The following is a 19,480-nucleotide window of genomic DNA, read 5'->3' on the forward strand; positions in this document are numbered from 1 at the left end:
ATAATTGAGTAAATTTGTTATAATTATGGATGAGAGAGGTGTCCAGGATGAAAAAAAGTCAACGACAGGCATTGATTCGCCAAATAATTACAGAATATCCAATTAGTACACAAGAAGAATTACTTGCACGCTTAGAAGAAGCAGGTGTTAGTGCAACTCAAGCAACAATTTCTCGAGATATTCGTGAAATGAAAGTAATCAAGGTTCAAGATGAAGAGCAACGAGTTCGTTACTCTCTTTTTAGTCAACCATCTGTTTCATTGAATGAACAACGTTTGCGTTCAGCTGTTAAGCGGGAAGTTTTACGAATTGAGACCGTTCAATTTATGGTTGTGGTGTTGACTGAAAAAAATGGCGCAGACGTGGTGACAAACTGGTTAGATGAAGTTGCTTATCCAGAAGTTGCAGCGACAATTGCAGGTTTTGATACATTTATCGTTGTTTGTCGTTCAGAAAGTGAAGCTCAAGCATTCGCGGAAAAATTAGAAAGTATGCGCGAATAAATAATTAGTGAATAGCTAAGACTGTTTTTAACACAAGGATTGTGGATTTGGATTTTTGGTAGTTATTTACAGAATCCATTTATGAAAGCGTTCTACAAAGAACCTGAGTTGCTGAAAGTTCTATCTGAGTGTTATGGTAAGTATAAAGTCAAGAACGGGGAAGTTTCGTAGTTTTCCAGTAATGGAGGAGGAAGAATGATGACGGGAATGATTATTTTTTTAACTGTGTTGGTGTATGGAGTAAATTTTTTAGTATATATGTATCTTAAAATCAATAAGATCAAAGATTATTTAGAAAAAATAGCTATTTATTTTGGAACAAATATGACGCTGTTATTTACAAGTGGCATTTTTATGTTTTTTGGTAAATTAGTTGAAGATGGTATTTTAGTATTTGAATGAGCAGATTCTTTGAATAAACCGCTCCACTAGGCTTACACTAGAAATGTAGTAAGAAAGTCGAAAGGAGTAGTACAATGAAAAAATTATACGAAACAGCGATGATTAACCACGGCGGACGAGAAGGTTCAGTCGAAGCACCAAATGGTTCGATGCACATGAAAATTACACCACCAGGAATCCATGCGGAGGGAACTAATCCTGAACAATTATTTGCAGCAGGATACGCTTCATGTTTTAATGGTGCATTACAACATATGGTCAAAGAAGCAGGCTTAGATGCTGACTCAACAGTTAAAGCACGCGTTTCACTTTACACATTAGATGACGGTGGCTACCAGATTGGTGTCATTCTAGAAGCTCATGTCGAAGGCGTTAGTGAAGAAGAAGCACGAAAATTAGTTGATGATGCACATGAATTCTGTCCGTATTCTAAAGCAACTAAAGGAAATATCGAAGTACAAGTAGACCTTGTCTAAAAATACAATGAAGTAATACTTAAGCGTAAGAGCTGACTTAGCTGTCAGTTTTTACGCTTTTTATTTTTGTTCTAGACAAACATTTATAATCAATTATAAAGAAAAGGAAACCATAGTTGTCATGGGCTGTGGGGTTTGCTATTGTAGATGCAAGAAGAAAAACTAGGAGGAGCAGTCGATGGCAAAAATCATGGTAGTAGAAGACGAAGAAGTCATCCGTCAACTAATTATGGAAGAGTTAGACAAGTGGCAATTTGAAACATTTGGAACAACTGATTTCAATCAGGTCTTTTCAGATTTTGAAGAAGAAGCACCGCAATTAGTGTTGTTAGATATCAATCTTCCAGTTTTTGATGGGTATTATTGGTGTCAAAAAATTCGCGAAGTATCAAAAGTACCAATTATTTTTATCTCAAGCCGCAATACAAATATGGACATGATCATGGCAATGAATATGGGAGCAGATGACTTCGTAACCAAGCCCTTTCAAGTAGATGTCTTGATTGCTAAAATCAATGCCCTATTGCGTCGTTCATATAATTATACAGAACTTTCTAGTGAGATGATGAGTCATAATGGAATCACGCTAAATGTAGATAATGGAAGCATGGAGATTGATGGAGAAATCATTGATCTAAGTAAAAATGAGTACCGACTATTGTTCATTTTGATGAAGCAACATGGAAAAATTTTGAGTCGTGAAAAGCTATTACGTGCTTTGTGGGATGATGAACGTTTTGTGGATGATAATACATTAACGGTGAATATCAATCGCTTGCGAAGAAAAATCGAGCAAGCTGGGATCATGGGATACATCGAAACAAAAGTTGGACAAGGATATATCGTTCCTTAGAAAGGGCGGAAAATAGCCAATGAATTTTTTTAGGTATTTAAAAGATCAATGGTCTTTGATTTTAGGCTGGCTTTTTTTTGTAGTATTAACGGCTTTTGTTATGTGGTTAGCCCCTAATATAGAAGTAGATTGGGAAACGATTGCTTATTTAGCTGTTATCCAGAGTGTTTTTCTAGCTTTTTATTTACTGGGTGGTTATCTTGGAAAACGTCGTTGGTGGGCACACTTGGCAAATGTGAAAGAGCATTCTCCATTGCAAAGTTATTTGGAGGGTGGTCATACGGAAGAAGAAAAGCTGGTTGAAGAATATATCAATCAACTGATCCGAGAACATCAGGAACTGATGCAACAAGCAATCAGTAATCAACAAGATCAAAAAGATTATATTGATTCATGGGTGCATGAAATCAAAGTGCCATTAGCAGCTTCAGAATTGTTAGTACGTTCGATTGAATTTGATATTGATGACAAAAAATATATGTTGTTAGAAAATGAACTGTCAAAAATCGATGAGTATGTCGAACAAGTTTTATATTATGCACGCTTAGATAGTTTTTCGAGAGATTATTTAATTCAAGAGTACAGTCTAAAAGGAATCATCCAACCGGTGATTCGTAGTCAAGCTAATTATTTTATTCAGAAACAAATCCATTATGAGATCGTTGGCGAAGATGCGATGGTATTAACCGACGCAAAATGGGTTGCTTTTATTTTTAAACAATTATTAAGCAATGCAATCAAATACACATCAAGTTATGGGGAAATCATCATTTTAATTGAAGCGACAAATCAAGGAGTAACTTTAGCTGTGAAAGATTCAGGTATCGGGATTCCTGTCGAAGATGTGAAGCGAATTTTTGATAAGGGCTTTACAGGAATCAATGGGCGATTGACACAGCAGCATTCAACTGGGTTAGGCTTGTACTTGGCAAAGAATCTAGCAGAAAAATTAGGACTGAAGTTAACAGCAGAATCAATCCAAAATCAAGGTACAACAATGACTATATTATTTCCAACTTTAAATTTCTACAATGAAGAACGTTAGAAAACCGTTAGAAAAGAAAAAATTTGCTTGTGTTGTTAACGTTTTCCCTGATAAGTTTCTTTACATGTGAAATAAAAGGAGAAAAGTTATGGAAATATTAATAGCATTAATCCCTATGCTTGCTTGGGGAAGTATCGGCTTAGTCAGCGGGAAAATTGGTGGCGATGCCAATCAACAAACGTTAGGAATGACAATCGGTGCATTCTTGTTTTCTTTAGTCTTGTTTTTTGTAGTAAACCCAGTAATCACCCCTTGGATTTTCTTGATTGGATTTTTATCCGGTTTAGCATGGAGTGTTGGACAAAATGGTCAGTTCCATGGAATGAAATTCATGGGTGTATCCGTAGGGCTACCATTATCAACAGGTTTTCAGTTGATTTTGAATACGATTGCGGGTGCGGTGTTCTTCCATGAATGGACACAAACAAAAGATTTTATTTACGGTTTCATTGCTTTAGCATTACTTGTAAGCGGTGCTTATTTGACTGCTCGTCAAGATGAAGACGGAAAAGTAAATACAGATAATAAAATGCTTGATTTTGGAAAGGGTTTTAGAGCGCTAATCTATTCAACACTAGGTTACGGCGTCTACACCATCATTATCACTTGGGCGCATCTTGACGCATGGTCGATCATCTTGCCACAAAGTGTAGGGATGATCTTAGGTGCAAGCTTTTTTGCCTTCAAAAAAGTTAAAGTCGATCAATTTGTTTGGAAAAACATGATTTCTGGTTTACTTTGGGGAATCGGAAATATTTGTATGTTGTTAACAGTTAAATCACTTGGTTTAGCAGTAGGATTTTCTTTATCACAAATGGGGATCATCATCTCAACTTTAGGTGGTATTTTCATTTTGGGTGAACACAAAACCAAAAAAGAAATGGTTTATGTGATTGTTGGTTGCCTTCTAGTCATTTTAGGTGGTATCCTTTTAGGGTATATGAAAACAGTTTAACCACTGTTTTCCAACCTAAAATGGGGAGGAACTTCAATGGATTTATTTCGTAAGAAAAAGATCGAGCTCAATCAAACGAGTGGTATGAAAAAAGAATTAAAAACAACGGATTTGATTATGCTAGGTATTGGTGCAATCATCGGAACCGGGATATTTGTAGTGACAGGAGTTGCGGCCAATCAAAATGCAGGCCCGGCGCTGTCACTTTCGTTCGTTCTAGCGGCAGTTGTTGTCATTTTGTCAGGATTAAGCTTTGCTGAATTCGCGTCACGTGTGCCAATTCTTGGTGGACCGTATGCATATCTATATGTTGTATTCGGTGAATTTATCGCATGGTTGACTGGTTGGTTACTGATTAGTGAATTTCTATTAGCTGTTTCATCCGTTGCATCTGGTTGGTCTGGATACGTTCAAGGATTTTTAGCTAGTCTGGGTGTAGAGTTACCTACAGCGTTGACTGGAGGATATAATCGTGAAAATGGCACCTATCTGGATTTAATTGCAGTCTTGGTTGTTGTGTTTGTAACGTATATCGTTTCACTAGAAGCAAAGAAAGCTTTGCGTTTAAATAACGTGATGGTATTTGTTAAATTTGGAATTATTGCTTTATTTATTATTGTAGGGATCTTTTTTGTGAAACCTGCAAACTGGACACCGTTTACGCCATTTGGTTTTTCAGGAGTCCTTGATGGTGCAGCATTGGTTTTCTTTGCCTTCTTAGGTTTTGATGCGGTAGCGATGGCAGCAGAAGAAGTGAAAAATCCGCAAAAAGATGTACCAAGAGGAATTATTGGTTCGATTTTGATTGCGACTGTTTTATACATTGTAGTGACGTTGATTTTGACTGGAATCGTACCATTCACAAAGTTAGGTGTAAGTGATCCGGTAGCTTTTGCAATGCGTTATGTAGGCCATGGAACTGTCGGAGCGGTTATTGCAGTTGGAGCGATTTTAACGTTATTAACAGTGACCATTTCAATGATGTATTCTTTGGCACGCTTATTGTTTGCAATTAGTAAAGACGGCTTATTGCCAAAATACATGACGAAGATTGATGAAAAACATCGGACGCCTAAAAAAGCAACTTACACAGCTGGTGTGGTAGCAGTCTTTTTTGCGGGGGCGTTTCCACTTGATGTTTTAGCTGAGCTGACAAATATCACCGCATTAACGTACTTGATTTTGGTGAGTTTAGGGTTATTGAAATTAAGAAAGCAATTTGGACAACCAAAAGCGGGTGAATTCAAAGTACCGTTTGTGCCAGTTCTACCGATTATCTCTATTTTGACTTGTGTCATATTGATGTTACGTTTACAGGCGATTACGTGGATCGTTTTTGTAATCGTTATGCTGATTGGACTGATCATTTACTTCACGTATGGTTATAAAAATAGTGTCATGAATCAAAAACAGGGTGAATCACATTTAAAATAAGTACGAAATAAAAGCTAGAACAAATAGATTACTATTTGTTCTAGCTTTTTTGATTTTATTGAGTTAGATCAAGTAATTTTTGTTTTAAGTCTTCTTCCATATTCGACAATTCAAGTTCGGCATGACGACGTTTTTCTTTACCTTCTTGTTGGATACGCAAGGTTTCTTGAATTGTTTCAACAAGGTCATTTTGTGTTTTTTGCAATGTTTCGATGTCCACGATTCCTCGTTCGTTTTCTTTCGCTGTTTCAATAGCAGAAATTTTCAACATTTCTGAGTTTTTCTTCAATAAGTCATTGGTTGTTTCAGAAACTTGGCGTTGCGCAGTGACTGCGTCCTTTTGACGAAGCAACGTCAACGCAATAACAACTTGGTTTTTCCATAAAGGGATCGCTGTTGCAACCGAAGCTTGGATTTTTTCCGCCAGTGCTTGGTTCGTGTTTTGGATCAACCGAATTTGTGGTGCTTGCTGAATCGTAATTTGTCGGGCTAAACGTAAATCATGCGTACGTTTATCTAAACGATCTAAAAATTGGGTGTAGTCGTTCGCAATTTGAACATCCATTTGATCGCCTGTTTCTTCAGCTTTTTTCATTGCTTCAGGAATCGTCGTTTTTTGCAATTCTTCCATTTTTAGTTCGCCAGCGGCAATATAAATGTTTAAAGCATCAAAGTAGTCTTTATTTTTTTGATAAAGTTGCTCAAGCATTAAATTATCTTTTAATAATCCATCCTTTTCCTTATCTAATTTGACAGCAATTTTGTCGATCTGTGCACCTATTTTTTGATATTTTGCGGTTACTTCATAAATGGATTGTTTTACTTTACCAAAAACACGTTGGAAAATATTTCCTTCGCCAGCTCGTAGCTCGTCGGGATTTGCTTCTTGTAAACGGTACATCAACTCTGTTAACGAATCTCCAACCGGACCAATATCTTGTACTTGCACATGATTCAGCATAGATTGTGAAAATTCACTTAGCTTAGTTTGCGCAGCAGAACCATAGCTGATAACAGATTGTGCATCGGTAGCATCAATCTTTCCGGCAAGCTGTTTTGCTTGTTCTTGTCTTTCTGGGGGTAATTTGTCAATCAAACGTGCGGCTACTTGTTGTTCTTGTAAAGCATTGATTTCTGCTTGTTGTGTTTGAGTTAAAGTATCTGTCGGTGTTGAAAAAGGATTGTTTAACAGGTCGTCTAACGTACTATCTACAGGTGTAACATTTTTTAGTTCATTTGGATTGTTCTTGTCCATCTGAATTCCTCCTTAGGGCTTGTGGTGAACTTTATAAAAAATCTGAGAGACAAAAAATGTGCAGCTAATTTTGAAAATAACTCGAAGCACACCGAAAAAGCGGCAACTGCTTCGAGTCATTAGCTGACAATTTAAGTGACTCAGAAAAGATTAGTTTTCTTCACTTCTATTATCACGTTTTAAGTTTTGTTTCGCAACTGATATCTCTAAATCTAAGTCATCTAGATCATCTGCTACAAATTGTTGATAATCTTGTGTAATCAAGCTAGCAAGTTGATCGATGATTTGCGCACTTTCTTCTAGTTTGGCATAAGTCTGCTTATTTTTGATTTCATGGTCATTGATCTCAATATATTTATCTGTCAAATCAATGAGGTTTGGCAGGTGTGTGTAAAGAAAGTGACTCGCATCATGTAAGCGATGTGGTTCTTTGACTAATTCTTTAAAGAGTGCCTTGGCAGCTTTAACTGTGTCATGACGAAGATCAATTGCTTTTAGTTTTGCTGTTTGATTTAAGTTTACTTGAAGTCGATTGATTTGTGTTTTTGTGTGATTCATTGTTTCTCGGAAAAAATTGATTTCGCTCGGCGTCATGCCAACTTCTGTATAGTGAACTTTTAAATCATCTGATAGTTCAGGAATTTCTTTTGAACGTTTCTTATTCTTTCCAGAACTAAATAGTTTCCATAAGACTAATAAAATTCCGGCTAAGATGATGATGCTACTAATTAGTGAAGAATCTCCACTAAATGAAACAAACATCAGGATTAGTCCGATTCCTAAAATCCATGGCCATTTTCGTTTTTTCATAATATGCCCTCCAGATCGTTCTTTCCATTGAGTATCTATCATTGTTTCTGTTGTCTCGGCTCAGTTCCCGTTTACATCTTTTATTTTAGCATATCCAACTTAAGAAAGAGTATCGGGCTAAGGATGGATTTTCATATTTTAGGAAAATTCTAAGGTTTTTCTATGGTAAACTAATAAGGAGTTTTTAGGAAAATTGAAAAAATAAAAAAAAGCGGTTATTATTACAAAAGAAAGCAGGGAGCAGAATGCTTAGTTATGACCAATTTGAAGAAAAAACAATGACGCGTAAAGAAATTTTTCATGGAAAAATTATTGACGTCGCTTTAGATGAAGTTCGTTTACCTGATGGAAAAACTGCTCAACGTGAATTAGTTTTTCATCCGGGTGGTGTAGGAATCATTGCCTTTGATGAACAAGAACGTTTATTGTTAGTCAAACAATTTAGAAAGCCACTCGAAAAAGTGATTTTAGAAATTCCTGCTGGGAAAATTGATCCGGGAGAAGGGCAAAAACCTGAACTGACTGCACGCAGAGAACTCGAAGAAGAAACAGGTTATCGTGCGCAGGATATGATTCACGTCACTTCAATGTATTTATCACCAGGATTTGCTAATGAATTGTTGCATGTTTATCACGCAACAAACATCGAAAAAGTTGTAAATCCACTAGCCCAAGATGAAGATGAAGTATTAGAACTTTATGCGTTGACGATGGCAGAGGCAAAACAAGCAATGACGGATGGAATCATTTGTGATGCAAAAACCATTTTTGCGATTCAGTATTGGGCATTATTTTCTAAAGGAAAGTAGAGGGATCGGCTGATGGCCAAGGGACCGCTGATTACGCGTTCAGAATTACGAAAACGACAAAAAGAACGGATGAGAGAACCAGTTGATGAAGCCAATTATCAGATAAGCAATCAGAGTGAGCCAGAGCCGGCTAACAGCTCAAATTTTTATCGTAAAGTAAGTAAGAATAAACAAAAGACAACCAAGACTCGAACAAGTGAGCGAGAAAAAACACATAAATGGAACGTTTTTTTGATGAAAGCATTAGGGATTGTGATCTTGTTGCTTTGCGTTGTGATCTTAGCAATCATATTTATTTAAGAGAGAAGGAAATTTTATGAAAATCGGTATTATCGGAGCAATGGAAGAAGAAGTAAAAATTTTGCGAGAAAACTTAAGTGAGCCTCTATCTTGGGAACGTGCTGGGGCATTGTTTATTTCTGGATCACTAGGGAAACACGAAGTTATTGTTGTTCGTTCAGGCATTGGCAAAGTATTAGCATCTGTCACAACTAGTTTGTTGATTCAACAATATGGTGTGAATATGGTTATCAATACTGGCTCTGCTGGTGGTATTGGTGAGGGCTTAGCTGTTGGTGATATTGTCATTTCAGATAAAGTTGCTTACTTTGATGCAGATGCCACAGGATTTGGTTATAAACCGGGACAATTACCAGGAATGCCTCTTTATTATGAAGCAAGCACTTATTTACGTTCAGAAATGGTGAAGGCAGCAAATGCAACGAATCTGAATGTAAAAGAAGGTCTGATTGTGACTGGTGATACTTTCGTAGATTCTCCAACAAAAGTACAAGAAATCTTAACGAACTTTCCAGAAGCACTAGCATGTGAGATGGAAGGGGCAGCGGTAGGGCAAACTGCACGTCAATTCAATATTCCTTTCTTGATTGTACGTGCAATGAGTGATACAGCAGATCATTCAGCTACACAAACATTTGATGAATTTATTGAAGATGCAGGTAAACGCTCAGCAGAAATGGTTATCCAATTTGTTAAACATCTTGTTTAAGGAGGAAACACATGAAAGCATTAGTGTCGATTGATTATACAAATGACTTCGTTGCAACTGATGGTAAATTGACAACGGGTGCCGCTGGACAAGCGATTGAAACAGCAATTACATCACATACCCGTGAATTTATGGAAGAAAATGAGTATGTGGTATTCGCAATTGATGCCCACGATCCAAAAGATTTATTTCATCCAGAGAATCATTTGTTTCCACCTCATAATGTGATTGGAACTGATGGTCGGAAATTGTTTGGGAAATTAGCACTGCTTTATCAAAAATACCAAGAACGGAAAAATATTTACTGGATCGATAAAAGACATTATTCTGCTTTTAGTGGGACAGATCTGGACATTCGTTTGAGAGAAAGAAAGATTACAGACGTATATTTAACAGGTGTTTGTACTGATATTTGTGTTTTGCACACAGCTGTTGATGCGTATAATTTAGGCTATAACTTATTTATTTATAAGGATGCTGTGGCAAGCTTTGATGAAATTGGTCATGAGTGGGCACTCAGACATTTTGAAAAGACGTTGGGGGCAACGATTATCTGAAAGTTTGTGAAAGAAGTGCTCAGCTCCTCTAGGGGTTACGCAATAAATAGTCAACTTTGAATGGATAATAAAAAGTTACGCTCACCAAGAAAAACAAAAAAGAGGACTGTTCAATCAGTCCTCTTTTTTTATTCTTTCGTTACCAAATATGCACACGTTTTTCTGGGGCACGATACATAGCATCATCTGGAGTAACGTCGAACGTAGCATAAAATTCTTCCAAATTTTGTGGTTGGATATTTGCACGAAGTTTTGCTGGTGCATGAACATCTACTTGCAATAGCAGTTGTTGATATTCTTTTTTTGCTTTGGTACGCCAAATGGTTGCCCAGTTAATAAAGAAAGCTTCTAACGAAAGATCTTCTTCGCCTTTTGCGGCTTCCAAAGCACAGCTTAGCCCGCCAGCATCCGCGATATTTTCTGAAACAGTGAGTTTTCCATTCACAGCGCCATCTGCAAATTCAATTCCATCAAATTCTTCGATCATTGCTTTTGCTTTTTCTTGGAAATGAGCCAAGTCGTCGTCTGTCCACCAATTGTTCAAATTTCCATACTCATCAAAAAGTGCACCGTTATTATCAAAGGCATGCGAAATTTCGTGTGCAATGACAGCCCCGATGCCCCCAAAGTTTGCAGAACTTGATTGGTCCAAACTATAAAAAGGTGCTTGCAAAATCGCTGCTGGGAAAACAATGATATTTCTAAATGGATGATAATAAGCATTGACTGTGTCAGCACTCATTTCCCATTCTGTTCGATCAACTGGTTTGTTCCATTTGCTGAAACGGTCAATCAACACTTTTCTACTAAAATCAAAGGCATTTGAAAGCAGCGTACCGCCTTCTTCAGAGGAGACTGTTTGGAATTGATCAAAAATCGCTGGGATTTTATCAGGATAACCAACTTGAATACCTAATTTGTTTAATTTAATGATTGCTTTTTCACGCGTTTCGTCACTAAGCCAATTGTTTTCTTCTAATCGTTTTTGATAAACAGCGATCATTTTTTCTACCATTTGTTCAACATCTTTTTTGGCAGCCTCACCAAAATATTTTTTGCCGTAATAATCTCCTATGACTTGGTCGAATTGACCAGAAGCTAAATAGAAGGCTGCCTTCTTTTGTGGCATTGCTTCATCAGCGCCAGAAAGGGTACGAGAATAGATGCTACCGATTTGTCGAAAGTCTTCTGAAAGATAGCCACTTAAAGAACGTACCGTTTTAACCAATAACCAACTTTTCAATAATGAAAAATGGGTATCAGTTAGTAACTCATTCAAATGTTCAAAGTAAACGGGATCCGTTACGATTACTTTATCTGGCTGTGTGCCAAGCAAACCAATTGTCAATTTTTCTAAGTCTAATTTTTCGCTGTAACCGATAAATGTTTCAAATGATTTTGGATTATACATTTTGCTGTAATCGGCATTTTCTTCTGCACTTTTTACGTGTGGAGCAATCAGTTTATCAAATTGGATAGCTTGTTCCACGATTGCTTCGGCCTGTTGTTTTTCTTTACCAGTAAGCTCTAATAATTGAACCATCATGTCAAAAAATACCGACAAAAGTTGTGCACCGTTTGGATGTTCAGGTGTGTAATAGGTTTTATCAGGCAAAAATAATGAAGGAGAATAAGCAAAATAAGCATTTGTTTGTGCATTTTTCATATCTGCATCAACATCAACTGTGAATGGCAACGCAAAGCCTTCCAACGTCCAATCAGGAAACAACGCATTTAAATCAGAATAAGAATGGAGAGCTTCGATTTTTTCTAACAAAGGCAAGAGTGGCGTTGCGCCTAAGTCGTTTCGTTTGGCATAATCGTTTGCCAGTTGATAGTAGGCTAGAAAGTTTCTCATTTTTTCGGAAGAAACTTTTTTAGGATGTGCGAGCAAGTCGTCTACTTCCCCCATCAAAAGCTGATCGATTCCTTCGACTAAATCTTGAAATCCACCTGTAGCAGGTTTGTCAGCTGGGATTTTTGCTGTCTTGAGCCAGTCCTCATTGACTGCTTCAAAGAAATCTTGTTTCAATCGTTCTTTATTCATTCTTCAGTCACTCCTTTTTTCTCGTGAACTCATTATCTAACAAAAAGTTTTTTTAAACAAATACTATGGTATGTATCGATTTTTTTTGTGAGAAGTGAACAATCAAAGTCATTTGTTTTTTAGTTGGCATCTATTATAATGAAAAAAAGGAGGCGAAGACGACTGAAATCAGAAATGAAAGAGTTTTCTTTAGCTGGAGCAACCAATCAAACAATGAAAGATCAGTGGGTTGGTTTGCCAGAAGAACGTTTTGAGAAGTACCAGAATTGGAAAACCCCATCAGGCTATTTATGTGGGACTTATGCGGCGGCAGTTTTGCTAGCTTATTATCAAGATTACCGACAAGACTTCACATTGCCGGAACGGATTCGTGTCAAAGAAAGCCCAGATGAAACTATACTAATTGATTTATTACGCGCCTATATCCAACCACTAGGAATGCCGACAATTCCATTACAAGTTAGTCATGGACTCTCTCAGTTTTTTAAAGCAATGGGAAAAGATCAGCGTGCTAGAGGAACCTTGCTTGGATCATGGCAACGTGCCACCAAACGGATTCGCCAAGGAAAACCAGTACTAGTTGGCTTGTTGAAAGGACTAGGGAGTACCTACGGAAACCATTGGGTGGTTGCTTACGCATATTTTGAGTCATCAACGGGAAAACGTTATTATAAAGTGCATGATAATTGGGGAAATACGAAAAAAATCATACCAGCAAACTGGACGAATGGAACTGTTTCACTTTCGTAACAATTTGCTGAAATTACCAGAAAATATGTTGAAAGTATGTTAAACTAACGTGGAATAGAAGTTTTAGGGAGGCCTACATGAGTAAAAAGTATCAGGATGACACGCTGAAAATATTTAGCTTGAATGGAAATCGGCCATTAGCTGAAAAAATTGCAAAAGTGTTTGGGACAGAACTAGGAAAAAGTGTAGTAAAACAATTTAGTGATGGCGAGATCGCAATCAATATTGAAGAAAGTATTCGTGGGGATCATGTTTACATCGTTCAATCGACGAATGCGCCGGTAAATGATTATTACATGGAACTATTGATCATGATTGATGCAATGAAACGTGCAAGTGCTAAAACAATCAATGTTGTTTTACCTTATTATGGCTACGCACGTCAAGATCGGACAGCAAAGCCTCATGAACCAATCACAGCAAAGTTGATCGCTAATTTAATTGAGGAAGCTGGAGCAACACGTGTTTTAACATTAGATTTACACACAGTTCAAGTACAAGGATTCTTTGATATTCCTGTAGATAATTTATTTACGATGCCGCTTTTTGCACATTACTATCGCGAACTCGGCTTGACAGGTGATGATATTGTCGTTGTGTCTCCGAAAAACAGTGGCGTCCAACGCGCACGTAGTCTTTCTGAATACTTGGATAGTACTTTGGCAATTGTTGATCATGCAGACGACGCTGACTTAGATAGCGGCTATGTGATTGGTGATGTTGAAGGAAAAACATGCATCATGGTCGATGATATCTTAAACACAGGTGCGACATTTGCACGCGCTGCGAATATTTTGAAAGAAAATGGGGCGAAAGATATTTATGCTTGTGCTTCTCATGGATTACTTTCAGTACCTGCAAAATCCATTTTAGATGGCGCACCGATCAAAGATATTTGTATCACTGATTCTGTTTGGACGAAGGACGAGTTCCATCCAGAAAACTTGACGATCATTACTTGTTCGGAACTAATGGGTGAAGCCGTGAAACGAATTCACGAAAACACACCAATGAGTCCATTGTTCAAGTTAGAAGAAAAAGCTTTTGACTAAATCAATCGAAAGGTTGCTAATCAAAATGTGAGAAAAGTGAGTAGTTTCCTCAAGTTGTTTGAGGCACTACTCGCTTTTTTTATTCAGAGAACTGGGCGCCTTTTGCGAGAAAAAAGGATTTATTTTTGGTAAGTAAGCTATTCTGTGCTAGAATGTGCCTAGTTATAAGTGGAAGGGATGAAACAAGGTGGAAAACATTTATTTGGATCATGCGGCGACAACACCGATGCATCCTCAAGTAGTCAAAGCAATGACTGACATCATGAATGAAACATTTGGCAATCCTTCAAGTATTCATGGCTTCGGAAGAGTCGCACACGAAAAACTTGAAACAGCACGTCAAATGATTGCGGACACATTGCAAGTGAAGTCGCACGAAATTATCTTTAATAGTGGTGGAACTGAAGGCGATAATACAGCAATTCTTGAAACAGCTTTTGCAAGACAAAATGAAGGAAAACATTTGATTACCACTGCAATCGAGCATCCTGCAGTATTGAATACGATGAAATATTTAGAAACGCAAGGATTTGAAGTGACTTATTTGCCTGTTGATGAAAACGGGAATCTTTCAATCATTGACTTCCAACAAGCGTTACGTGAAGATACAATTTTAGTTTCAATTATGTATGGGAATAATGAAATTGGAAATTTAATGCCAATCAAAGAAATCGGTGAGTTGTTGGCAGATCATCCTGCTTATTTTCACACTGATGCTGTCCAAGCCTACGGAAATCAAACGATTCGTCCCGAAGCTTTGGGAGTGGATTTGTTAAGTGTTTCTGCACATAAAATCAATGGACCAAAAGGTGTCGGGTTCTTGTACAAACGTGATGGTGTAATGATTCCAGCCTTGCTTTTAGGAGGAGAACAAGAAGAAAAACGACGCGCAGGAACAGAAAATCTAGCAGGTATCTGGGGCATGGCAACAGCTGCAACGATTTTAGATGAGGAAGAACGCCAAGTTAGAAGTGAAAAATATCAAACATTCCAACAAATGATTTTAACAGCGTTAGGAGATCACGGAATCGCGTATCAAGTGAATGGTGATTTAGCGAATAAATTACCTCATGTTTTGAATTTGAGATTACCCGGTGTGACGAATGATTTGTTGCTCATGAAGTTGGATCTTAGAGGAATCGCTATTTCAACAGGATCGGCATGTACAGCAGGAAATATTGAACCTTCTCACGTGTTAGAAGCAATGTATGGCGAAAACACACCGATTTTAAAAGAATCCATTCGAATCAGCTTTGGTTTTGGGAATACGGAAGAAGAGATTCAATACTTTATCGAACAATTGATTTCAATTTTAGCAAAATAAAAAAAGGACGGAAAACGGGAGTTCGTTTGACCGTCCTTTTCTTCTTTGCTCTTTTGTAAATATTTTGTCAAAGAAGCTAGTAAATTAATTTAGAACCTTTTATAATTGAGATAGAAAATAATTTTATCGAGGTGAAAAACATGGCATTTGAAAAGACAGCGACAGTTCTTGGTGCAAAAACTAGTTATCGCATAGCACCAAGTGCAAAACGATATACACTGAGAGATAATGGTTTTATTGAAACAAATGGGGGAAACTACCAATTGATCCGCCCTTTAGATGCAACTCCACAAAGTAAAGAAGGATTTAAATTAAAAATAACTGTCTCAAAGGACATTCAAACGTTAAAGATGTCGATCACGACAGCTAATGGTTTAAAGGCTGTGAATATTTTTAAAGATCCGAAGCAAAAAATGAGTCAAGATAAGTTTTACTTCTTGATGGACGGAATGATTAGCCGAGGCCTATTTGAAAAAATTGAAGATTAAAAAAAGAAATAACTCACCTCTTAGATGAATGAGAGGCGAGTTATTTCTTTTTTTATAACAAACATATCTATAATTAGATTATTCTACCCTATTTACAAAGCTTGGATACTCAATATTTATCTAGAAAAATAATTTACGTATTTTTGGTAAAAAAACACCCCAATTTTTTGTGGTTTTTATGTTTTTCTTGACTACTGGATACGCTATCAGTATTATAAGTGGCAGATAGAAACAGCCAAATAAAAAAGGCACCTCAGCAAATGGTGGCAGCCAAATGCTGAGGCCTTGAATCAGTCAACCAAACGGACCAATCAAGTTTGCCATAGTCAACGCAATGCATCGACCTCGTTCATTGTAACGAATCTGGAAGTATAAATCTAGTTTTTTTAGAGAAATTTTCGAGGGAATGTATTCGTTTTATTTGCTATGTTGAAAGGTATTGGACTGATTGGTGTCCGATGCCTTTTCTTTTGTCTTAAAATACGCGTAAGAGACAAAAACGACTAAGACATAGCATGATTTTTGCTACAAAATTACAGTAGTGAAGATTTTTTTATGATTTTGTTGTCTTTTTTCATTATTTGGAATATAGTCTGCGTATTAATTTACGAAGGCGCATTTCAATGTGGCTGTTTCTGTCATAAAAAGGAGGCATGCAGGTGCAAGTGATTTTGATATTGAATCATAATGCAGTCGTTGCAAAATCGAAGAAAGGAGAGTGGGTGCTCATTAGACGAGAAATCGGATTTGGTAAGAAGATCGGTGATATCGTCGAACCGAAGAATGTGGAATGTATGTACCAAAAAATATCAACATGAAATCTAGGGGAGTTACTGTCTGGCAGGCTTGACCCATTCCAAAGTTTGGAGTGAGTCAGGTCTATTTTTTTTTAGGAGGATGATTGGTTGGAAGCACTTGATATTCGGGAAATTATTCATAAAGACTTACTTGTTGTAGATTCAAAAGCAACGACCAAAGGGCAGATTCTGAAAGAACTTGCTGATTTGCTAGAACGTAAAGGCTACGTAGCAAGTTCAGAAATCTTTTTAACAGATGTTTACCAGAGAGAAGCAGAGGGCACTACCGGTATTGGGCAGGGAATCGCGATACCTCATGGCAAATCAACTACTGTTAACCAAACTGTAATTATCATCGCTACTTTAGCACAACCAATTCCTTGGGAAACACTTGATGCTCAAGATGTCAAAGTTGTTCTTTTATTTGCAGTAAAAGCGGAAGATGCCAATCTTAAACATCTGCGTTTATTACAAAAAATTGCCAGTTTGCTTGCAGATAATGAATTTATCAATGAATTAAAAGAAGTAGAAACAGTTGAAGCTTTATATCAATTAATGATTAACAAATAAAAAGGAGTGTCGATCAATATGTTAGTAACAGGAAAAGAAATTTTAGCAGTGGCAAAAGAAAAAGGATTTGCAGTACCAGCATTCAATGCGGGCTCTGGTCAGTTGTTGAATGCAGTGATGGAAGCTTGTGAAGAAGCAAATGCACCTGTCATGATTGCGATTCACCCAGAGGAATTACGTTTTTTAACAGATAGCTTTGTTTCACAAGTAAAATATCTAGCAGAAAAAGCAACGATTCCTGTTTGTATCCATCTGGATCACGGAGCTAGTTTTGAGCAGGTCATCCATGCAATTCAATTAGGATTCACATCTGTAATGATTGATGCCTCCCATCATTCGTTTGAGGAAAATGTAGCGATTTCTCAAAAAGTTGTGGAAGCAGCACATGCAGTGGGCGTCTCAGTTGAAGCAGAATTAGGGACGATCGGTGATACAGGGAACACTGTTGAAGGTGGTGTTAGCGAAATCATTTATACAGATCCAAAAGTTGCACAGAAATTTATTGAAGAAACAGGTGTAGATAGTTTAGCTGTGGCAATCGGAACAGCCCATGGAATTTATCCGAAAGATGTTGATCCAGAGTTACGTTTAGATATTTTAGAAGAGATTGAATATTTGACGGATGTACCATTGGTTTTACATGGTGGTTCAAGTAATCCGGATGATGAAATTGCAAAAGCTGTAGTTATGGGAGTCAATAAAATCAATATTTCTAGTGACATCAAAATTGTTTTCGCAGACAAACTACGTGAAATCTTAAATGAAGGAAATCTAGAAATTCGTGAACCAAATGTTTTGTTCCCACCATGTATGGAAGCTACAAAAAAAGTTGTATTACAAAAAATCCACTTATTTAAAGCTGACAATAAAGCTAAATACTACACTATATCTAAATAGGAGAGGAGCTTAGTCTATGAAGATTGTTGGGATTGCTGCATGTACAGCGGGAATTGCGCACACTTATATTGCCCAAGAAAAATTACTCAAAGCTGCTAAGGAACGAGGTCATGAGATCCATGTGGAAACACAAGGATTGGCTGGGACGCAAGATGCCTTGCTAGCAAAAGATATCGAAGCTGCCGACATTGTATTGATTGCTGCAGATATCAAGGTAAGCGGTCGTAGTCGTTTCACAGGAAAACGTATCGTTGATGTGCCTACAAGTTTAGTGGTCAAATCACCAAATAAACTGATAGAAAAACTAGAAGAGATGCTCAAATAAATTTCAGGAGGACAAAATGGATAAAATCAAGACTTTAGGCATCAAAAAACATTTGATGACTGCAATTTCATTCTTTTTACCAATCGTTGTTGCTTCAGGTTTTTTATTGGCAATTGGGAATATGTTAGATGGTGTTTCCATTGAAAATTTTTCCGAGGGCTTTGAATTTGCAGATACCTTGACCTCAATGGGGAATTATGGGTTAGGTTTGCTGCCAATGATTGTTGCTTGCGCAATTTCTTATTCTATTGCTGACAAACCGGGAATCGCCCCTGGTTTGATTATTGGGATGGTTGCAAAAGGAATTGGCGCTGGTTTTCTAGGAGGAATGCTTGGTGGATATGTCTCGGGAATCATCGTAGTACTTTTGACGGCGGGGATCAAAGTACCTAAATGGATGGAAGGGCTGATGCCAACGCTTGTTTTACCATTTCTTAGTTCATTGATTGCGGGTTTAGTGATGTACTATGGGATTGGCACGCCGATCAATTGGTTTACGAATTTGATTACGAACTATTTGACTGGCTTAGATACTTCTTCACTTTTCTTATATGGTGCAGTAATTGGCGTGCTTTCTGCCATTGATTATGGCGGAGCAATCAATAAGGTCGTCTTTGCTTTTGTTTTTGCTTTATTCTCAGAAGGAATCTATGAACCAGTAACCGTTCTGATTTTAGCATCAATGGTAACTCCTTTTGGTTTGACGATGGCATTTTTCCTTGGAAAGATCATTCAAAAAGAAATTTTTAACCGTCAAGAAATCGAAACGTTAAAAACCGCTTTTCCGATGGGCATTTGTCAAATTACAGAAGGTTGTTTCCCTATTGTGTTGAATGATTTAGTCCGAAATGTTATTGCTACTGGTGTTGGTGGTGGAATCGGTGGCGGATTAAGTATGTTATGGGGAGCTGATAGCCATATTCCTGCTTCTGGGATGTTCGCTGTCGCTACGATGACTAGACCTTGGGCGTTCATAGGTGCATTAGTGATAGGTTCGTTTGCTACGGCTGTGACGATTTTGGTTTTGAAGAAACGTGTGGATCCAAATGCAGAAGTTATAGTAGTCGAAAAAGCAGAAGAAGAAATTTCTTGGGATGATCTGACAATCAATTGAGGAGAATA

The 19,480-nt window shown here is 37.4% G+C and carries 22 protein-coding genes and 1 pseudogene; 20 read left to right on the forward strand and 3 right to left on the reverse strand.

Annotated elements, in window-relative coordinates:
- Positions 1-47: 47 nt before the first annotated feature.
- The 7 genes from DOK81_RS10145 to DOK81_RS10175 all read left to right on the forward strand — a co-directional run bounded on the left by DOK81_RS10145 (position 48) and on the right by DOK81_RS10175 (position 5,668).
- On the forward strand, positions 48-503 hold the full coding sequence (locus DOK81_RS10145; RefSeq protein WP_206898625.1) for an ArgR family transcriptional regulator: 456 nt from the start codon (positions 48-50) through the stop codon (positions 501-503).
- A gap of 195 nt (positions 504-698) precedes the next feature.
- Positions 699-905 (forward strand): hypothetical protein, encoded by a 207-nt coding sequence (locus DOK81_RS10150; RefSeq protein WP_206898626.1) that lies wholly within the window; start codon positions 699-701, stop codon positions 903-905.
- A gap of 74 nt (positions 906-979) precedes the next feature.
- Positions 980-1,381 carry an organic hydroperoxide resistance protein gene (locus DOK81_RS10155; protein ID WP_206910511.1) on the forward strand — a complete coding sequence of 134 codons (402 nt, stop codon included), beginning with the start codon at positions 980-982 and terminating at the stop codon, positions 1,379-1,381.
- Between the two features lie 178 nt (positions 1,382-1,559).
- Positions 1,560-2,234: a response regulator transcription factor gene (locus DOK81_RS10160; protein WP_206910513.1), complete on the forward strand. Its 675-nt coding sequence runs from the start codon at positions 1,560-1,562 to the stop codon at positions 2,232-2,234.
- A gap of 19 nt (positions 2,235-2,253) precedes the next feature.
- The gene (locus tag DOK81_RS10165; protein ID WP_206910517.1) at positions 2,254-3,279 is read left to right on the forward strand and encodes a sensor histidine kinase; all 1,026 of its coding nucleotides are present in this window, start codon (positions 2,254-2,256) and stop codon (positions 3,277-3,279) included.
- Positions 3,280-3,367: 88 nt separating this feature from the next.
- Complete coding sequence (locus tag DOK81_RS10170) at positions 3,368-4,234, forward strand: GRP family sugar transporter (RefSeq protein ID WP_206898628.1); 867 nt, start codon at positions 3,368-3,370, stop codon at positions 4,232-4,234.
- A gap of 36 nt (positions 4,235-4,270) precedes the next feature.
- Positions 4,271-5,668, forward strand: a complete 1,398-nt coding sequence (locus DOK81_RS10175; RefSeq protein WP_206910520.1) for an amino acid permease — start codon at positions 4,271-4,273, stop codon at positions 5,666-5,668.
- A 55-nt stretch (positions 5,669-5,723) separates the two neighbouring features.
- Here DOK81_RS10175 and DOK81_RS10180 read toward each other — a convergent pair whose 3' ends face one another.
- Entirely contained in the window at positions 5,724-6,923 is a 1,200-nt protein-coding gene (locus DOK81_RS10180; protein ID WP_206898630.1) for a toxic anion resistance protein, read from the reverse strand.
- 150 nt (positions 6,924-7,073) lie between these two features.
- Positions 7,074-7,733, reverse strand: a complete 660-nt coding sequence (locus DOK81_RS10185) for a 5-bromo-4-chloroindolyl phosphate hydrolysis family protein (RefSeq protein WP_206910523.1) — start codon at positions 7,731-7,733, stop codon at positions 7,074-7,076.
- Between the two features lie 245 nt (positions 7,734-7,978).
- On the opposite strand from DOK81_RS10185, the gene DOK81_RS10190 reads away from it, so the two are divergent.
- Genes DOK81_RS10190 through DOK81_RS10205 form a run of 4 tightly spaced genes read left to right on the forward strand, consistent with a single transcriptional unit; the run spans position 7,979 to position 10,108 of the window.
- Complete coding sequence (locus DOK81_RS10190; RefSeq protein WP_206910526.1) at positions 7,979-8,542, forward strand: NUDIX hydrolase; 564 nt, start codon at positions 7,979-7,981, stop codon at positions 8,540-8,542.
- 12 nt (positions 8,543-8,554) lie between these two features.
- The gene (gene macP, locus DOK81_RS10195; protein ID WP_206910528.1) at positions 8,555-8,842 is read left to right on the forward strand and encodes a cell wall synthase accessory phosphoprotein MacP; all 288 of its coding nucleotides are present in this window, start codon (positions 8,555-8,557) and stop codon (positions 8,840-8,842) included.
- Between the two features lie 16 nt (positions 8,843-8,858).
- The gene (locus DOK81_RS10200) at positions 8,859-9,551 is read left to right on the forward strand and encodes a 5'-methylthioadenosine/adenosylhomocysteine nucleosidase (protein ID WP_206910531.1); all 693 of its coding nucleotides are present in this window, start codon (positions 8,859-8,861) and stop codon (positions 9,549-9,551) included.
- A gap of 11 nt (positions 9,552-9,562) precedes the next feature.
- Positions 9,563-10,108, forward strand: a complete 546-nt coding sequence (locus DOK81_RS10205; protein ID WP_206910533.1) for an isochorismatase family cysteine hydrolase — start codon at positions 9,563-9,565, stop codon at positions 10,106-10,108.
- A gap of 139 nt (positions 10,109-10,247) precedes the next feature.
- Here DOK81_RS10205 and DOK81_RS10210 read toward each other — a convergent pair whose 3' ends face one another.
- A complete protein-coding gene (locus DOK81_RS10210; protein WP_206910536.1) occupies positions 10,248-12,155 on the reverse strand; it encodes a M13-type metalloendopeptidase in 1,908 nt (635 codons plus the stop codon).
- Positions 12,156-12,356: 201 nt separating this feature from the next.
- Here DOK81_RS10210 and DOK81_RS10215 point away from each other — a divergent pair.
- The 9 genes and pseudogenes from DOK81_RS10215 to DOK81_RS10255 all read left to right on the forward strand — a co-directional run.
- Positions 12,357-12,905, forward strand: a pseudogene (locus DOK81_RS10215) (dihydrolipoamide dehydrogenase); the annotation flags it as partial.
- Between the two features lie 77 nt (positions 12,906-12,982).
- Positions 12,983-13,957: a ribose-phosphate diphosphokinase gene (locus tag DOK81_RS10220; RefSeq protein WP_206910538.1), complete on the forward strand. Its 975-nt coding sequence runs from the start codon at positions 12,983-12,985 to the stop codon at positions 13,955-13,957.
- Between the two features lie 187 nt (positions 13,958-14,144).
- Positions 14,145-15,281 (forward strand): cysteine desulfurase family protein, encoded by a 1,137-nt coding sequence (locus tag DOK81_RS10225; protein ID WP_206910541.1) that lies wholly within the window; start codon positions 14,145-14,147, stop codon positions 15,279-15,281.
- A gap of 140 nt (positions 15,282-15,421) precedes the next feature.
- Positions 15,422-15,769 carry a DUF1831 domain-containing protein gene (locus tag DOK81_RS10230; protein WP_206910544.1) on the forward strand — a complete coding sequence of 116 codons (348 nt, stop codon included), beginning with the start codon at positions 15,422-15,424 and terminating at the stop codon, positions 15,767-15,769.
- Between the two features lie 653 nt (positions 15,770-16,422).
- Positions 16,423-16,587, forward strand: coding sequence for a CAT RNA binding domain-containing protein (locus DOK81_RS10235; protein ID WP_242589989.1), 165 nt, complete (start codon positions 16,423-16,425; stop codon positions 16,585-16,587).
- A gap of 87 nt (positions 16,588-16,674) precedes the next feature.
- Positions 16,675-17,136, forward strand: a complete 462-nt coding sequence (locus DOK81_RS10240) for a fructose PTS transporter subunit IIA (RefSeq protein WP_242589990.1) — start codon at positions 16,675-16,677, stop codon at positions 17,134-17,136.
- An 18-nt stretch (positions 17,137-17,154) separates the two neighbouring features.
- Positions 17,155-18,033, forward strand: a complete 879-nt coding sequence (locus tag DOK81_RS10245; RefSeq protein WP_206910546.1) for a ketose-bisphosphate aldolase — start codon at positions 17,155-17,157, stop codon at positions 18,031-18,033.
- A 16-nt stretch (positions 18,034-18,049) separates the two neighbouring features.
- Complete coding sequence (locus DOK81_RS10250) at positions 18,050-18,358, forward strand: fructose PTS transporter subunit IIB (RefSeq protein ID WP_206910547.1); 309 nt, start codon at positions 18,050-18,052, stop codon at positions 18,356-18,358.
- Between the two features lie 16 nt (positions 18,359-18,374).
- Positions 18,375-19,472 (forward strand): PTS fructose transporter subunit IIC, encoded by a 1,098-nt coding sequence (locus DOK81_RS10255; protein ID WP_206910548.1) that lies wholly within the window; start codon positions 18,375-18,377, stop codon positions 19,470-19,472.
- The last annotated feature ends 8 nt before the right edge of the window (positions 19,473-19,480 follow it).

The sequence above is a fragment of the Enterococcus sp. DIV0660C genome (assembly GCF_017316125.1).
Taxonomy (GTDB): domain Bacteria; phylum Bacillota; class Bacilli; order Lactobacillales; family Enterococcaceae; genus Enterococcus_B.

Bases quoted from the DNA above. Each gene is read 5' to 3' on its own strand.
- DOK81_RS10145 (WP_206898625.1), top strand. From the start codon at position 48: ATGAAAAAAAGTCAACGACAGGCATTGATTCGCCAAATAATTACAGAA.
- DOK81_RS10150 (WP_206898626.1), top strand. From the start codon at position 699: ATGATGACGGGAATGATTATTTTTTTAACTGTGTTGGTGTATGGAGTA.
- DOK81_RS10155 (WP_206910511.1), top strand. From the start codon at position 980: ATGAAAAAATTATACGAAACAGCGATGATTAACCACGGCGGACGAGAA.
- DOK81_RS10160 (WP_206910513.1), top strand. From the start codon at position 1,560: ATGGCAAAAATCATGGTAGTAGAAGACGAAGAAGTCATCCGTCAACTA.
- DOK81_RS10165 (WP_206910517.1), top strand. From the start codon at position 2,254: ATGAATTTTTTTAGGTATTTAAAAGATCAATGGTCTTTGATTTTAGGC.
- DOK81_RS10170 (WP_206898628.1), top strand. From the start codon at position 3,368: ATGGAAATATTAATAGCATTAATCCCTATGCTTGCTTGGGGAAGTATC.
- DOK81_RS10175 (WP_206910520.1), top strand. From the start codon at position 4,271: ATGGATTTATTTCGTAAGAAAAAGATCGAGCTCAATCAAACGAGTGGT.
- DOK81_RS10180 (WP_206898630.1), bottom strand. From the start codon at position 6,923: ATGGACAAGAACAATCCAAATGAACTAAAAAATGTTACACCTGTAGAT.
- DOK81_RS10185 (WP_206910523.1), bottom strand. From the start codon at position 7,733: ATGAAAAAACGAAAATGGCCATGGATTTTAGGAATCGGACTAATCCTG.
- DOK81_RS10190 (WP_206910526.1), top strand. From the start codon at position 7,979: ATGCTTAGTTATGACCAATTTGAAGAAAAAACAATGACGCGTAAAGAA.
- macP (WP_206910528.1), top strand. From the start codon at position 8,555: ATGGCCAAGGGACCGCTGATTACGCGTTCAGAATTACGAAAACGACAA.
- DOK81_RS10200 (WP_206910531.1), top strand. From the start codon at position 8,859: ATGAAAATCGGTATTATCGGAGCAATGGAAGAAGAAGTAAAAATTTTG.
- DOK81_RS10205 (WP_206910533.1), top strand. From the start codon at position 9,563: ATGAAAGCATTAGTGTCGATTGATTATACAAATGACTTCGTTGCAACT.
- DOK81_RS10210 (WP_206910536.1), bottom strand. From the start codon at position 12,155: ATGAATAAAGAACGATTGAAACAAGATTTCTTTGAAGCAGTCAATGAG.
- DOK81_RS10220 (WP_206910538.1), top strand. From the start codon at position 12,983: ATGAGTAAAAAGTATCAGGATGACACGCTGAAAATATTTAGCTTGAAT.
- DOK81_RS10230 (WP_206910544.1), top strand. From the start codon at position 15,422: ATGGCATTTGAAAAGACAGCGACAGTTCTTGGTGCAAAAACTAGTTAT.
- DOK81_RS10235 (WP_242589989.1), top strand. From the start codon at position 16,423: ATGCAGGTGCAAGTGATTTTGATATTGAATCATAATGCAGTCGTTGCA.
- DOK81_RS10245 (WP_206910546.1), top strand. From the start codon at position 17,155: ATGTTAGTAACAGGAAAAGAAATTTTAGCAGTGGCAAAAGAAAAAGGA.
- DOK81_RS10250 (WP_206910547.1), top strand. From the start codon at position 18,050: ATGAAGATTGTTGGGATTGCTGCATGTACAGCGGGAATTGCGCACACT.
- DOK81_RS10255 (WP_206910548.1), top strand. From the start codon at position 18,375: ATGGATAAAATCAAGACTTTAGGCATCAAAAAACATTTGATGACTGCA.